The sequence below is a fragment of the Streptomyces sp. SID4985 genome, from assembly GCF_009863025.1.
GTDB lineage: Bacteria > Actinomycetota > Actinomycetes > Streptomycetales > Streptomycetaceae > Streptomyces.
Map to the genome: position 1 here is coordinate 1 of NZ_WWIR01000577.1, position 14,479 is coordinate 14,479.

At 71.4% G+C, this 14,479-nt stretch carries 11 protein-coding genes and 1 pseudogene; 7 read left to right on the top strand and 5 right to left on the bottom strand.

Annotated features, from left to right (window positions below; genetic code table 11):
- Positions 1–302, top strand: a pseudogene (locus GTW40_RS24750) (formate dehydrogenase); the annotation flags it as partial.
- A gap of 85 nt (positions 303–387) precedes the next feature.
- On the opposite strand, the gene GTW40_RS24755 reads toward GTW40_RS24750, so the two are convergent.
- Positions 388–840 carry an Hsp20/alpha crystallin family protein gene (locus tag GTW40_RS24755; RefSeq protein WP_161182381.1) on the bottom strand — a complete coding sequence of 151 codons (453 nt, stop codon included), beginning with the start codon at positions 838–840 and terminating at the stop codon, positions 388–390.
- Between the two features lie 282 nt (positions 841–1,122).
- Between GTW40_RS24755 and GTW40_RS24760 the strand changes: the two genes are divergently transcribed.
- Positions 1,123–3,762, top strand: a complete 2,640-nt coding sequence (locus GTW40_RS24760; protein WP_161182382.1) for an ATP-dependent Clp protease ATP-binding subunit — start codon at positions 1,123–1,125, stop codon at positions 3,760–3,762.
- A gap of 85 nt (positions 3,763–3,847) precedes the next feature.
- Positions 3,848–4,129 carry a hypothetical protein gene (locus GTW40_RS24765; protein WP_161182383.1) on the top strand — a complete coding sequence of 94 codons (282 nt, stop codon included), beginning with the start codon at positions 3,848–3,850 and terminating at the stop codon, positions 4,127–4,129.
- A gap of 120 nt (positions 4,130–4,249) precedes the next feature.
- Here the strand turns inward: GTW40_RS24765 and GTW40_RS24770 are convergent, their stop codons facing one another.
- From GTW40_RS24770 to GTW40_RS24780, 3 genes are all read right to left on the bottom strand, one after another.
- The gene (locus GTW40_RS24770) at positions 4,250–4,726 is read right to left on the bottom strand and encodes a GreA/GreB family elongation factor (protein WP_161182384.1); all 477 of its coding nucleotides are present in this window, start codon (positions 4,724–4,726) and stop codon (positions 4,250–4,252) included.
- Positions 4,727–4,827: 101 nt separating this feature from the next.
- Positions 4,828–6,219: a glucose-6-phosphate dehydrogenase gene (locus GTW40_RS24775; RefSeq protein WP_161182385.1), complete on the bottom strand. Its 1,392-nt coding sequence runs from the start codon at positions 6,217–6,219 to the stop codon at positions 4,828–4,830.
- Between the two features lie 401 nt (positions 6,220–6,620).
- On the bottom strand, positions 6,621–8,081 hold the full coding sequence (locus GTW40_RS24780) for a sugar porter family MFS transporter (protein WP_161182386.1): 1,461 nt from the start codon (positions 8,079–8,081) through the stop codon (positions 6,621–6,623).
- Positions 8,082–8,572: 491 nt separating this feature from the next.
- Here GTW40_RS24780 and GTW40_RS24785 point away from each other — a divergent pair, with 491 nt between their 5' ends.
- Positions 8,573–9,598 (top strand): cation diffusion facilitator family transporter, encoded by a 1,026-nt coding sequence (locus tag GTW40_RS24785; protein WP_237525662.1) that lies wholly within the window; start codon positions 8,573–8,575, stop codon positions 9,596–9,598.
- Between the two features lie 49 nt (positions 9,599–9,647).
- On the opposite strand, the gene GTW40_RS24790 is transcribed toward GTW40_RS24785, so the two are convergent.
- Entirely contained in the window at positions 9,648–10,934 is a 1,287-nt protein-coding gene (locus GTW40_RS24790) for a DUF3533 domain-containing protein (RefSeq protein WP_161182387.1), read from the bottom strand.
- Between the two features lie 262 nt (positions 10,935–11,196).
- On the opposite strand from GTW40_RS24790, the gene GTW40_RS33765 reads away from it, so the two are divergent.
- The 3 genes from GTW40_RS33765 to GTW40_RS24805 all read left to right on the top strand — a co-directional run.
- Positions 11,197–12,567 (top strand): NAD-binding protein, encoded by a 1,371-nt coding sequence (locus GTW40_RS33765; protein WP_161182388.1) that lies wholly within the window; start codon positions 11,197–11,199, stop codon positions 12,565–12,567.
- 90 nt (positions 12,568–12,657) lie between these two features.
- A complete protein-coding gene (locus GTW40_RS24800) occupies positions 12,658–13,221 on the top strand; it encodes a DoxX family protein (RefSeq protein ID WP_161182389.1) in 564 nt (187 codons plus the stop codon).
- Between the two features lie 326 nt (positions 13,222–13,547).
- Positions 13,548–14,479, top strand: a 932-nt coding sequence (locus GTW40_RS24805; protein ID WP_161182390.1) for a molybdopterin-dependent oxidoreductase, incomplete at its 3' end; no start/stop codon positions are given.

A 14,479-nucleotide genomic window follows, 5' to 3' on the forward strand; every position in this document is an offset into this window, starting at 1 on the left:
ACGACCGCTACCGGGGCATCAAGAACCTGCGCACGCTCGTCTTCATGAACGAGGACGACATGAGCGAGCGCGGCCTGAAGCTCTTCGACGAGGTCGACATCACCAGCGTCGCCAAGGACGGCAGCACCCGCAGCGTGTACCGCTACAAGGCGGTGCCGTACGACATCCCGCAGGGCTGCGCGGCCGGGTACATGCCGGAGATGAACGTGCTGTGCGCCATCGGCGACTACAGCACGCAGAGCGACCAGCCGCTGATGAAGAACGTCAACGTCCGGGTGGTCCCGGCCGGTTCGGCCGAGTAGCCGCCGGGCGCGCGCGGCCGGTCCCCACGGCGGGACCGGCCGCGCCGTGTCCCGCCAGTGCTGCGGCTTTCGGCCGCCGTGCCCGTCAGCCGCCGATCTCGATGTTGCGGCGGGTCTGCGCGCCCGTCTTGGGCAGCAGCACCGTCAGCACGCCGTCGGACAGGTCGGCCTGTACGCCGTCCACGTTCACGTCGCCGGGCACGCGGACGCCGTAGGAGAAGCTGCCCGTCCTGCGGCGCAGCGCGTTGGTGCCCTCCGTGTCGTCGAGCACGCCGTGGATGTGCAGTTCCCGGCCGTCCACCTCGACGCCGACCTGTTCGCGCGGGATGCCGGGGAGTTCGGCGCGCACCAGATAGGCGTCGCCCGCGTCCTCCTCCTCGACCAGCGGCATCCAGTGCCGTGCCGGGCTCTCCGGCTGCGCGGACTGCTCCACCAGGCGGCTGACCTCGCCCCACAGCTGCTGGAGTTCCACCACGGGATCGTGACCGGCCCACCAGGCCGACCTCGCGGTCTTGGCGACGTCCGCTCGTTCGTCCATGCGCTGTCTCCGATTCGTCTCCTCGGCCGTTGCGATGTCCGAGTCTAGGCACAATTGCCGCTTCTCAGCGCGTCGTACCGCACGCGCACAAGCATCCGGCGCAGCGCGTCAATAGGCGTCAATAAGAGGGGAGAAAACATTCCGGGAACCCGGCGAAGAGGTCTGGACAAGCGGTGTGGAAAACCCCTCGGAGCCCTTGTGGGAGCGCGCCCCGCTCCGGTTGCGGCGCACTGGACATCGCGGTTCAGTGAAAACCTGATCCGTCGCGCACCAGGAGCTGCCATGTCGATGTCGTTCGGCTCACCGTTCGGTTCGTCCGACCCTTTCAGTGATCTGCTGAATCGGTTCTTCGGCATGTCGCCGGCGTCCTCGCCCCCAGCCGTCCAGCGCGTGCCCATCGGCCGGCTCCTGACCGAGTCCTCGCAGGAACTGCTCAACCTGGCGGCGCAGCGCGCGGAGGAGGACGGCACCTCCGACCTCGACACCCAGCACCTTCTCTGGGCGGCCACGAAGGTCGAGCCCTCGCGCCGACTGCTCGCCCAGGCCGGGGTGAACCCCGACAAGCTGGCCCAGACGATCGCCGAGGTGCTGCCGAGCGAGTCCGGCATGCCCTCCGCCGAGCCGGGCCTCACCCCCGCGGCCAAGCGCACCCTGGCCGACGCCTTCGCGCAGTCCCAGGCGGCCGGCGTCTCCTACATCGGCCCCGAGCACATCCTCGCCGCCCTCCTGGACGACGCCGACTCGGGCGCCGGGCGCCTGCTGTCCGCCGAGGGCGTCGACGGCAGGAAGCTGGCGTCCCGCACCGAGCAGGCCGCGCGGCAGGACCAGGGCCGGGGCGGCGGCCCCACCAGCACCCTGGACGAGTTCGGCCGCGACCTCACCGAGGAGGCCAAGCAGGGCAAGCTCGACCCGGTGGTCGGCCGCGCCGACGAGATCGAGCAGACGGTCGAGATCCTCTCCCGCCGCTCGAAGAACAACCCGGTCCTCATCGGCGAGCCCGGCGTCGGCAAGACCGCGATCGTGGAGGGCCTGGCCCAGCGCATCGTCATGGGGGACGTCCCCGAGACCCTGAAGGACAAGCGGGTCGTCGCCCTCGACATGTCGGGTCTGGTGGCAGGTGCCCAGTACCGGGGCCAGTTCGAGGAGCGCCTGAAGAAGGTCATCGAGGACGTCCAGGCGTCCGAGGGCGAGATCATCCTCTTCATCGACGAGCTGCACACCGTCGTCGGCGCGGGCGCCACCGGCGAGGGCTCGATGGACGCGGGCAACATCCTCAAGCCCGCCCTCGCGCGCGGCGAGCTGCACGTGGTGGGCGCGACCACCATCGACGAGTACCGCAGGTACGTCGAGAAGGACGCCGCCCTGGAGCGCCGCTTCCAGCCCGTCATGGTGCCCGAGCCGAGCGTCGCCGAGACGGTGCTGATCCTCGAAGGGCTGCGCGACGCCTACGAGGCACACCACCAGGTCCGCTTCGAGAACTCCGCGCTCGAAGCCTGCGCCGGGCTCTCCGACCGGTACATCACCGACCGCTTCCTCCCCGACAAGGCCATCGACCTGATGGACCAGGCCGGTGCCCGCGTCCGGCTGCGCAGCGCGGCCCGCTCCACCGAGGTCGTCCGCCGCGAGGACAAGATCGCCAAGCTTCAGCGCGAGCTGGACGAGGCCGTCTCGGGCCAGAACTACGAGAAGGCGAACGACATCAAGGGCCAGATCGCCGAGGTCGAGGCCGAACTCGCCGGGATCGAGGAGCGCCGCGAGGGCGTCGTCACCGTCACGCCGAACGACATCGCGGACATCGTCTCCCGCCGCACGGGCATCCCCGTCTCGCAGCTCACCGCCAGCGAGAAGGAGAGGCTGCTCAAGCTGGAGGACGAGATGCACGCCCGCATCGTCGGGCAGAACGAGGCCGTCACCGCCGTCTCGCAGGCGGTACGACGCAACCGCGCGGGCATGGGCGACCCCAACCGCCCGGTCGGCTCCTTCCTCTTCCTCGGCCCCACCGGTGTCGGCAAGACCGAGCTGGCCAAGGCCCTCGCCGAGCTGCTCTTCGGCGACGAGGACCGCATGATCCGCTTCGACATGAGCGAGTTCCAGGAGAAGCACACCGTCGCCCGTCTGGTCGGCGCGCCTCCCGGATACGTCGGCTACGAGGAGGCAGGCCAGCTCACCGAGAAGGTCCGCCGCCAGCCGTACAGCGTGGTGCTCTTCGACGAGATCGAGAAGGCCCACCCCGACGTCTTCAGCACACTGCTGCAGATCCTGGACGACGGCCGCCTTACCGACGGCCAGGGCCGTACCGTCGACTTCCGGCACACGGTCATCATCATGACGTCGAACATCGGCGCCCATCTGATCCTCGCGCACCAGGGCGACGTGTCCGAGATCAAGGACGACCTGCTGGACGAGCTGCGGGGCCGGTTCCTGCCGGAGTTCCTCAACCGCATCGACGACATCATCATCTTCCACAGCCTCTCCGAGAAGGACCTCTCCCAGATCGTCGACCACCTGCTGGCGCAGACCCGCCGCCGGGTGGAGGCGCAGGGCCTGCACCTGGAGGTCAGCGAGGCCGCGAAGAAGCTGCTGATCGCCCATGGCCACCAGCCGGAGTTCGGTGCCCGGCCGCTGCGCCGCACGATCCAGTCGGAGCTGGACAACCGCATCGCCGAGCTGCTGCTCAGCGGCGAGGCGGAGCCGGGCGACACGATCGTCGCCGACGTCCGGGACGACTCGATCCACTTCTCGGTGCGCAAGGAAGGCGCCGAGGACGACAAGGGCAAGCACGCCGAGAAGAAGACGGACGCGAAGGGCGGGAAGGCCAAGAAGGACGCCGAACCGGCCGCCAAGAAGACCGCTTCCGGCGGGCGCAAGAAGGAACACAAGGACGCCGAGCACGAGGAGCACGAGGAGTCGAAGAAGGACTGACCGCCCCGGGCCCGCCCCGCGCGGCGGGCCCGGCAGGCGCTGCCCGGGCGTGACCAGCGCCCGGGCTCTCATCGAGGGAGCACCGATGGCGCACCACCACAAGACGAACAAGGAAGTCGAGGGCAACCCCGACCGCGACCACGGGCGCGGTATGCCCCGCCGTCCCGACGAGGAGCGGCTCGAGGAGCGCACCCGCGAGGACGAGCGGGACGTGGGCCTGCCCGTCCGCGAGCCGGAGAGCCCCGAGCGCGTCTACGAGCAGGAGCGCAGCGAGATCGACCGCCAGGTGGACCGGGGCGAGATCGAGACCGGCAAGGTCACCCGCAAGGAACGCGACCCCTTCCCGCCGTCCGACTACGACGACTGAGCCGCGCCCTTTTCCCGGCTCTCAGGCCGCCGCCCCGAGACATCTCGGCGCGGCGGCCGCGAGCGTGCGGGCCCCGATTCCGCGTCATTCCGGGGCCCGCGTCGTTCGTGTGGCCTGCGGTCAGCCCTGGTCGCCCGGCGTGCCGAGCGAGACCACGACCGCCGTGGCCTTGCCGTCCGGCGCGTCGTACGACACCGTGTCGCCCGCGCGGTGGCCGAGCAGCGCCTGGCCCAGCGGACTGTCGGACGTCACCAGGCTCTCGTCGCGCGAGTCGGCGATCTCGCCGATGTGCAGCGTCTGCGTCGTGTCGTCCGAGAACCGGATGGTCACGGTCGTGCCGACACCCACCACGTCCTCGGGCGGCGGACCGGCCAGCTCCGACTGCTTCAGCCGCACGGTGACGTTCTCGATGCGGGCGTCGAGCCGCCGCAACTGGTCGGCGCGCTGCAACTCGTCGGCCTGGTCGGCGCGGTCGCCGACCTCCTCGGGGTCCTTCAGCGTCGAGGCCACCAGCGCGCGTTCCTCGCGCAGGTCGGCCAGCTCCTGTTCGAGCGCGTGACGTGCGTCGGCGCTGATGGGCTCGGGGTCACCGGTCATCCCTGCTCCTGAGGTACAGGCGTACTAGCTGGACAGGAGAAACCTAACCGCGCCGTCAAGTCGCCTGCCAGTCGGCGGTGTCGTCGGCGCGGTGCGCGGGTTCAGCCGCCCGGCACCCACGGTCGCTGCCAGGGCACCCCGCCGGCCACCAGCGCGTCGGCCTGCGGCGGACCCCACGAGCCGGGCGGGTAGGGGTGGACCGGCGGGGGATAGGTGAGCAGCGGCTGCACGATGCGCCAGCACTCCTCCACCACGTCCTGCGGCGCGAAGTAGCGGCCGTCGCCGGTGAGCGCGGCGTACAGCAGCCGCTCGTACGGCGCGAGGGGCGCGCCCAGTTCACCGGCGAAGATGTTGTCCAGCGGGACCATGCGCCACGCCGAGTTCTCGTCCAGCGCGGACAGTTGCAGCCGCATCCCGGCCTCGGGGTCGATGCGCAGCACGATCTGGTTCCCGGCGACCCGGCACGGATCGGGCAGGAAGTTCAGCGTGGGCGGCTCCCGCAGGATCAGCCGCACCTCGGTCACCCGGACCGGCAGCCGCTTGCCCGCGCGGATGAGGACCGGCACCCCCGCCCAGCGCCAGTTGTCGATGCCGAGCCGCAGCGCGGCGTACGTCTCCGTCGTCGACCCCGGCGCCACCCCGGAGATCTCCTGGTAGCCGGTGTACTGGCCGAGCACGCAGTCGTGGGCGTCGGCCTCCGGCATCGCGCGCAGCACCTCGACCCGCTTGGCCCACAGGTCGGCCGCACCGGAGCCGACCGGCGGATCCATCGCCACCAGCGCGAGCACCAGCAGCAGATGGTTCTGCACCACGTCCCGCACCGCGCCCACCTCGTCGTAGAAGCGGCCGCGCTGCTCCACCCCGAACTCCTCGGCCAAAGTGATCTGCACGGCCGTCACGCTGTCGCGGTGCCACACCTCGGCCAGCGCGGAGTTGGCGAAGCGCAGATACTCCAGCTCGATCACCGGCTCCTTGCCCAGGAAGTGGTCCACGCGCAGGATCTGTCCCTCGTCCAGCACCTGGGTGAGCTGCCGGTTCAGCGCGCGGGCCGAGGCCAGACCGTGCCCGAAGGGCTTCTCCAGCGCCACCCGCGCCTGGCCGAGCAGCCGCGCGGCGGCCAGCTGGTCCACGATCGGGGTGAACAGCGAGGGCGGGGTCTCCAGATAGAACAACGGGCGCCTGCGACGGCCCAGTTGATCCGCCAGCCGGTGGTAGGGGTCGGGGCCCTGGAGATCGCCGTGGATATAGCGCAGCCGGCTCGCCAGCCGGTCGAAGACGGCCTCGTTGACGGACGGTTCGGCCGCCTCCACCGCCTCACGGGCCCGCTCCACGAGCTGCGCGTCCGTCAGCTCCCGGCCCGCCATGCCGATCACCGGGCAGTCGAGCAGCCCGCGCCGCTCCAGCCGGTACAGCGCGGGGAACGTCATCTTCCGCGCGAGGTCCCCGGTCACCCCGAAGATCACCAGAGCATCGGCTTCCCACGAACCGGTCATGGGCTTCCGCTCCTCACCGTGGACGCGATCCTTCCCCGCAATCGTCCGTGCCTGCGACCGCGTACGCGACTCGGCCGGTCGGCGGTGGCCCGGCGCGGGGACGGCATGTACGGTGTCCGGACGCGCCGCGCGGAGGCGAGTCCGCCGTGCGGCCGGACCGAGCCGTCGAGAGCCGCAGGAGGTATCCCATGTCCTCGAAGCGCCGTCGTAAGAAGAAGGCCCGCCGCGGCAACGCCGCGAACCACGGCAAGCGGCCCCAGAGCTGACACCGGCCTGAGCCGTACGGGCCCGGGTGCCTCTCCCTCGGGGGAGGAGCCCGGGCCCGGCCGCGTTCTCCACCCGACTGTCCGACTGCCCGACTGCCCGATGGTTTGGCGCCCCCGCGCCCTCACGCCCCCCGCTCAGCCCCGCCGCGCCGGTTCCTTCGCCTCGCCGCGGCCGCCGCCCGGCCGTCCGAAGCGGGCCTGGAGGGCCGCGTCGATCTCCTCGTACGTGCGGTCCTTCGTCTCCGGGACGAAGCGGGCCACGAACAGCAGGCCGAGGAAGCAGATCACCGCGAAGACCAGGAAGGTCTGGCCCTGCCCGATGGCGGCGGCCAAGGGCAGGAACGCCTGGCTGACGACGAAGTTGGCGATCCAGTTGGCCGTCGTCGCCGTGCTCGAACCCAGCGCGCGCACCCGGGGCGGGAAGACCTCGCCGACCAGCACCCAGAAGATGGGCCCGAGACCGCCCGCGTAGGCGGCGATGTACAGGATCATGCACGCCAGGGACAGCTCGGAGTTCCAGCCCGCGATGAAGCTCAGGCCGAGCAGTGCCACCAGGAGCGCCATCCCGGCGAGCGAGACCAGGAGCAGGGTGCGGCGGCCCGCGCGGTCGATCAGCCTGGTCGCCAGGACGGTCATCACCAGGTTGATCACGCCGATGAACACCGAGTAGAAGATCGAGTTCGAGGCGCTCAGACCGGTCTTCTCGATGATCGTCGGGGCGTAGTAGATGATCGTGTTGATGCCGCCGAACTGCTGGATCACGGCCATCGCCAGGCCCACGGCCAGCGCGGGGCGCACTCCCGGGGTGAGCAGCGTGCGCCAGCCCACCGGGCGCTCCGGTTCCTCGCCCGGCTTGCGGCGCGGCCCCGGCACCTCGTTGCGCAGCCGGGCCACCACCCGGGACGCGTCCTCGGGCGGCAGCACCCGGTCCAGCACCTCGCGTGCCTGCCGCCAGCGGCCCCGGCGCACCAGCCACGGCAGCGACTCCGGCACCACCAGCAGACAGCACAGGGTCAGCACGGTCGCCGGGACCGCGCCGAGCGCGAACATCAGCCGCCAGTCGCGGCTGGACGCGAACGCCAGGTCGACGAGGTACGACACCAGGATGCCGGCCGTGATCATGAGCTGGTTGGCGCTGAGCACCCGGCCCCGGACACGGGTGGGGGAGATCTCCGAGAGGTACACCGGGACGGTGGCCGAGGCCGCGCCCACCGCCAGGCCGAGCACCACGCGGCCGATCAGCAGCGTCCAGTAGGCGGGCGCCGTCGCCGCGATGGCCGTACCCACGAGGAAGACCGCGCCTTCGAGGGCGACCGCCCTGCGCCGCCCGAGCGCGTCGGCGAGGCGCCCCGCGCACAGCGCGCCCGCCATCGCGCCGACGAGCAGGACGCTGACGATCGTGCCCTGCTCGGTGGGGGAGAGGTGGAAGTCGTCGGTGACGAACAGCAGCGCGCCGGAGACGACCCCGGTGTCGTAGCCGAATAGGAAACCGCCGACGGCGATCATCGCCGCCCACCGGTAGATCCTCCGCATCCCCTCGGGCGGCACCTCGGTCACCGGCCCGTGTGTCCCCGGTTCGCGGGAGAACCCCTGCATCTGCGCGTCCCCTTGTCCTCGGCGTGTCCTGGGAGTGCGTCCCGGGCGAGGGCCGGGTGGCGGTGCGGGCAAGGTCTTCCGCGCCGGGCCGCCGGGGAAACGGGCGCGGACCTGGGCGGGTACGCCTTTCGCCCGGACGGACGGCAGCGCTGGCCGGGGTGCGCGCGGCCGCCGAGACTGGACGGCGAACGCCGGTCCCGGCCGCCCAGGACCTGTCTGACAATTCCCGTCTGCCTCGCGACGCCATGCACTCCCCCGAGCTCTTCGAGCAGGGGGTGCCCCCACTCGCCGCGCCGGCCCCAGACCCAAGTACGTCCAGTACGAGGATCTGGGGCCGACACGCCGAGAGCACGCACCTGACGCCGTGAGGCCGCCCTTCGGGCGACGACGCGAATTGTCAGACAGGCCCTGGGTCCGTCCCGTACGGGCCGCACCCGCGCGTGCGCCGTCACGCCGGGACTTCCCGCACCGAAGGGGATTACTGTCCGGCTATGAGCGAACAGGGTGAACCCGAGCAGGAGCCGGGGAAGAACACGCGCAAGGGCCCCTATCTGGACGCCCGGGTGGGCTCCGCGGCCGGTCCGGGCGCGGGTGGATCGACCTTCACGGTGCTGGTGGCGGCCGCCGCCAACCTCGGCGTCGCGCTCGCCAAGGCCGTCGCCGGTGTCCTCAGCGGCTCCAGCGCCATGCTGGCCGAGGCCGGGCACTCGGCCGCCGACACCGTCACCGAGGGGCTGCTGTTCGTCGCCCTCAAACGCAGCCGGAAACCGGCCGACGACGACCATCCCCTCGGCTACGGCCCCGAGCGGTACATCTGGGCGCTGCTCGCCTCCGTCGCCACCTTCGTCGGCGGTGGCGTGTTCGCCCTCTACGACGGCATCCACGCCCTCACCCACGGCGAGAAGCCGGGCAACCCGCTGATCTCGTACATCGTCCTCGCGGTCGCCTTCGTCCTGGAGGGGCTCTCCCTGCGGACCGGCCTTCGCCAGGCCACCGGACGCGCCGAGCACTTCCGCGTCCCGATCCTGCGCTACCTCCAGCACACCCCCGACACCGCCGTGAAGGCGGTCGTCATGGAGGACTCGGCCGCGCTCATCGGCCTCGCCCTCGCCGCGCTCGGCCTGCTGGGCGGCCAGCTCACCGGGTCCGGGGTGTACGACGGGATCGCCTCGATCCTCATCGGTGTGCTGCTGATCTTCGTGGCCTGGGTCCTCGGCCGCGCCAACACCGAACTCCTCGTCGGCCGCGCCCTGCCCAAACCGATGCGGGACGCGGTACGCCGTGAACTGCTCTCCGTCGACGCCGTCCAGGAGGTCCTGGAGCTGACGACCATGGTGCAGGGCCCCGGCGAGATCCTCATCGCCGCGAAGATCGACTTCCGCGACGTCTCCACGTCCAGCCAGATCGAATGGGCCTGCGAGGAGGCGGAGACCCGTCTGCGCACCCTGATCCCGGCCGTGAAGCGCGTCTACCTGGACCCGACGCCACCCCGCACCCCGACGCCTCCGGCGGCCTGACCGGCCCGGCCTGTCCCGTCCGCGGTCCTGTCGGCCGTCCCGTCCGCCGTCATGCCGGGCGCGGCACCATGCGGGACAGGCCCTGGCGGTCGTAGTAGCGGGTGGCGGTGAAGCCGAAGACCAGGGCCACGACGAAGCCGACGGCGATCATCTGCCAGCCCCGGTCGAGACCGGCGTCGGCGCGGGCGTCGAAGTAGAGGATCGCGCGGACGCCGGAGGCGAGCTGGCGCATCGGTTCGAAGGCGCCGAGGAAGCGGTAGAAGCCGGGCACCGCCTCCAGGGGGACGGCCGCGCCCGAGGACGGCAGGGCGAAGGCGATGAAGACGAACATCGAGACGAGCTGCCCGAGGCTGCCGAACGCCGCGTTGATGGCCTGCACACCGAGGCCGACGGTGAGCGTCGCGCAGTAGGAGAAGATCCACAGCAGGCCCGGGTGCGGGGCGTCCATGCCCAGCGCGCCGATCGTCGCCAGCATGATCAGCGACGTGGTGAGCAGGGAGAGTCCCGCCGTCATGACCATCTTCAGCACCAGCATCTGGGTACGGCTGATCGGGACCGTCGGCTTGCGCGAGTGCCAGGGGCCGATCTCGCTGTCCGCGTAGCCGAGGGCGCTGTCGACCGTGTTGTGGATGATGTTGCCGCCGATGAAGCCGGACAGCACCAGCAGCAGCGCGTAGTAGAAGGCGCTCAGACCGAGCCCGCTGTGCGCCCCGATGGGATGGCCGACCTCGGTACGGACCTCCACCGGGTCGGCGATCAGCACCCGCGTGGACGCGCTCTCGCCCCGCACCGCCGGGGAGGCGGACAGCTGCTTGCCGACCGACAGCGAGATCTCGTGCGCCGCCCGCTGGGTGATCTGGCTCGCCAGCGAGGAGGCCAGGCTGCCCACGCCGGGGTTGGTCAGCGCGGTCAGCGTCGGCCGCTTCGCCGCGCGGGAGGTGGGCAGCGCCGCCACCGTGTCCGTGAAGTCGGCGGGGATCACCAGCACGCCGTAGATCCGCCCGGTGTCCAGCCGCTCCTGCGCCTGCGCCCGGGTCAGCCCCAGCCAGCGCACGGCGCCTCCCTGTGTGGAGGAGAGGACGGCGTGGCTCGCCTGCGCGCCGATGTTGGTCTTCTGCCCCGGCAGCGGCTTGCCCGTGTCCTCGTCGACCACCGCCAGGGGCAGCCGGTGCAGGCTCCCGGTGGGGGTCAGGATTCCGCCCATGTAGAGAAGGGAGAGGAGCAGCGACACCAGCCCGGTCATCACGGCCGGAACGATCCACAGCTTCCCCTTGCGCAGCAGCCGACGCGCCGGGAGCCGGTGGACGGAGGGGCGCGGAGGCTTCCCGGAGGCCATACAACTCCAAGGTCGGGGCGGCGGCGACGCACGGACGGCCCGCGCGCAGACGACGATAGATCGCCCGCGGGCGAACCGGACGCCGCGACACATTTCTCCCACGAGGGCTCATCTGTCCCCTCGCCGCCGAGCGGCGCACGCGTCCTTCCGGGTGACCGGACGGGTCCGACCTCGTAGGGTTCCGGTACCGCGCCCGTACGGCGTGCCCCTCGCGGCACCGGCGAGCGAGCGCGCCCCGCGAGTGAAGGGACACCCCGGCCCAGTGACCTCTCCACGCCTTCCTCCCCGGCCGTTCGTCGTGATCGGCAACACCAACCTCGGCCGCCGCGTCTGCGCGACCCTCCAGGAACGCGGCCGCGCGGTCACCCACCTGGCCAAGCCCGGCGACCGGGAGCTGCGGACCGCGCTGGCGGACGGCGCCGACGGCGTCGCGATCCTGCTGCACGACGACGTGGCCGCCCTGCGCTACGCGCTCGCCGTCGCCCACCTGGTGCCGGACGTCCCCATCGTCGCCACCGTCTTCGACCGGACCGTCTCCGACGAACTCGAACGCCTGCTGCCCCAGTGCGACGTGACCTCGCCCGCCGACCTCGCCGCCCCCGCGCTCGCCGGACCCTGCGTCGACCCCGCCAACCTCGCCCTGGAACGCTCCGGTGAACGCCTGCGGGCCGTACGTGCCCGCGACGGCGTGCCCCGCCTGGAGGAGTGGCTGCCCTACAGGCGTGGACCGGCCCACCGGATGGGACGGCTCGCCGGTCAGCTCCGGCCGTACGACGCGGGCGCCCGGCTGCTGCTCATCGGGCTCTTCGGCATCCTCGCCGTGCTCGCGGGCGACTGGTCCTGGATGGTCGCGCATGGCCATCCGCCCGCCGAGGCGTTCTTCCACGCGGCCCGCGTCGTGGCCGGGGTCGGACCGGCGACGGCCGGTGAGGACGAGACCGGCTACCAGATCGCCTCCGGGCTCGCGATGCTCGCCACCCTCGTCTTCAGCGCCCTGTTCACCGCCGGGATCATCGAGCGGATGCTCGGCCTGAAACTGATCGGGCTCATCGGCCCGCGCACCCTGCCCCGCGCCGGGCACGTCATCGTCGTCGGCATGGGGCAGGTCGGCATGCGGCTCGCCGCCGAACTCCAGCGGCTCGGCATCCCCGTCGTCGGCGTCGAACGTGACCCGCACGCGACGACCGCGCGCCTCGCCCGCTCTCTCGGCATCCCCGTCATGACCGGCCATGGTGGCGACCGGGCCGTCCTCGAACGACTGCGGCTCGGCCACGCCCGCGCGCTCGCCGCCGTCGGATCCGACGACCTCGACAACATCGCCGTCGCCATCGCCGCCCACGGCGTGGCACCCGGCACCCGCATCGTCGTCCGGGCCGGGGAGCACGAGGCCATCGCCGAGACCCGTTCCCTGCTTCCGATGGGCACCGTCCGGGACGTCACCAGCCTGGCCGCCGCCTACGTCCTCGCCCGGCTGCTGCGCGCGCCCGTCACCGGAGTGGTCGCGTACCAGCACGACATCTGTCTCCAGACGGACGAGGAGACCTTCGTCCCCTTCCCCCTCACCTCCCGCGACCACTGTCCGCACCCGAACGGCACCGCGTCCGTGCCGGAGACCCCGGCGCCGCACCACTGAGCGCGGCACGGGCCCCTTCTCGGGCGGCGGGTGCGGCGACGAGACCGAACACTGGGAGCAGACCGCTTCTCCCGACGGAAGGATCTCCCCATGGGCCTGCTGCACCGCAAGGATCTCGGACTCCTGGCCCTGCGCCTGGGCACCGGCGGCGTCCTGGCCGCGCACGGCGCGCAGAAGCTCCTCGGCTGGTTCGGCGGGGGCGGGATCGACGGCACCGCCCAGGCGATGGAGGCCATGGGCTACAAGCCCGGCAAGCCCAGCGCCATCGCCTCGGGTCTCGCCGAGGGCGGCGGCGGTGTGCTGCTCGCGCTCGGTCTCGCCACCCCGGCGGCCGGTGCCGCGGTGGCGGGCGGCATGTCGGGCGCCGTCGCCGTGCACCGCAAGGCCGGGTTCTTCATCACCTCCGGCGGCTACGAGTATCCGGCCTACCTCGGCTTCGTCGCGGCGACCGTCGGCCTGTTCGGCCCCGGCCGCTACTCCCTGGACCGGCTCATCGGCTACCGCCTCGACCGGCCCGGCCTGATCGCGCTCTCCTTCCTGACGACCGGCGCCGTGGCGGCCGTGGTCGTGGGCCGCCGGGAGCGGGCGGTGACCGAACAGGCGAAGGAGAGCGCACGGCGGGCCACGAAGGCGAGCGCGGCCGGGGCGAAGTGAGCATCTGCTCGTGCGCCGCCCCCGCGTGATACGCAAATGCAAGCATAAAAGGCAAAACGCCTCGAATATGCGATGAAGGACTCGGCCTCCCGGGCCGGGCCCTTTGTTTTCCGCATTTCGATCCCGGCTGCCGGCTGTTCTCCAACATGGCCGCGAGGCAAGGGAATTGAGCTTTTCGCCCCGGATTTCCCGGCCATTGCGCGTCGCGTGGCGGGGGGTCATTCACCGGCATACTCTGGCCTAAAGCGCCATATATGGGATATGGATGCCTGCCCAACGGCGGAAGGGTGAGAGCTTTGAGCACCTTGGACGAAGAACAGTCAAAGATGATGGAAGCGGAGACGGATCTCGAGCCCCGAGTGGGCCCGATCCCCAAAGGGGAGCCGTACTTCCACCCCTACCATCACCCCGCCGCAGGATGGGGCGCCGCCACCAGCGTGACCAAGTTCCTGCTGCGCGAGGGCACCCTGGTCGAGGGCCCGCGGGCGATCATGAAGATGAACCACGAGAACGGTGGTTTCGACTGTCCCGGGTGCGCCTGGCCCGATGACACCAAGGGCCTGAAACTCGACATCTGCGAGAACGGCATCAAGCACGTCACCTGGGAGCTGACCCACAAACGGGCCGGCCGGGAACTCTTCGCCCGCCACACGGTGAGCGAGATGCACGAGTGGAGCGACTACAAACTCGAGGACCAGGGCCGTCTCACCGAGCCCATGGTCTACGACGCGGCCACCGACCACTACGTGCCGATCTCCTGGCACGACGCGTTCGAGCTGGTCGGGCGGCACCTGCGCAACCTGGAGAACCCCAACCAGGCGTCGTACTACACCTCGGGACGCCTCGGCAACGAGGCGACCTTCCTGTACCAGCTGATGGCGCGCGAGCTGGGCACCAACAACCTGCCCGACTGCTCCAACATGTGCCACGAGGCCAGCGGACGCGCCCTGACGGCGTCCCTCGGCACCGGCAAGGGCACCGTCGACCTGAAGGACTGGGAAGCCACCGACGCCCTGTTCATCATCGGTGTCAACGTCGCCTCCAACGCGCCCCGGATGCTGACCTCGCTCACCGAGGCATTCGACCGCGGTGCGCAGGTCGTCCACATCAACCCGTTCATCGAGGCGGGCGCCACCAAGGCGATCATCCCGCACGACTTCCTGGACATGGCCACGTTCCACGCGACGCGGACCAGCACGCTGGACCTCCAGCCGAGGGTCGGCGGCGACATGGCGCTGCTGCGCGGCATGGCCAAGGC

Excerpts from the sequence above, each read along its gene's own strand:
- GTW40_RS24760 (WP_161182382.1), top strand. The coding sequence starts at position 1,123 with ATGTCGATGTCGTTCGGCTCACCGTTCGGTTCGTCCGACCCTTTCAGT.
- GTW40_RS24790 (WP_161182387.1), bottom strand. The coding sequence starts at position 10,934 with ATGGCCTCCGGGAAGCCTCCGCGCCCCTCCGTCCACCGGCTCCCGGCG.
- GTW40_RS24770 (WP_161182384.1), bottom strand. The coding sequence starts at position 4,726 with ATGACCGGTGACCCCGAGCCCATCAGCGCCGACGCACGTCACGCGCTC.
- GTW40_RS24765 (WP_161182383.1), top strand. The coding sequence starts at position 3,848 with ATGGCGCACCACCACAAGACGAACAAGGAAGTCGAGGGCAACCCCGAC.
- GTW40_RS24755 (WP_161182381.1), bottom strand. The coding sequence starts at position 840 with ATGGACGAACGAGCGGACGTCGCCAAGACCGCGAGGTCGGCCTGGTGG.
- GTW40_RS24800 (WP_161182389.1), top strand. The coding sequence starts at position 12,658 with ATGGGCCTGCTGCACCGCAAGGATCTCGGACTCCTGGCCCTGCGCCTG.
- GTW40_RS24775 (WP_161182385.1), bottom strand. The coding sequence starts at position 6,219 with ATGACCGGTTCGTGGGAAGCCGATGCTCTGGTGATCTTCGGGGTGACC.
- GTW40_RS24780 (WP_161182386.1), bottom strand. The coding sequence starts at position 8,081 with ATGCAGGGGTTCTCCCGCGAACCGGGGACACACGGGCCGGTGACCGAG.
- GTW40_RS24785 (WP_237525662.1), top strand. The coding sequence starts at position 8,573 with ATGAGCGAACAGGGTGAACCCGAGCAGGAGCCGGGGAAGAACACGCGC.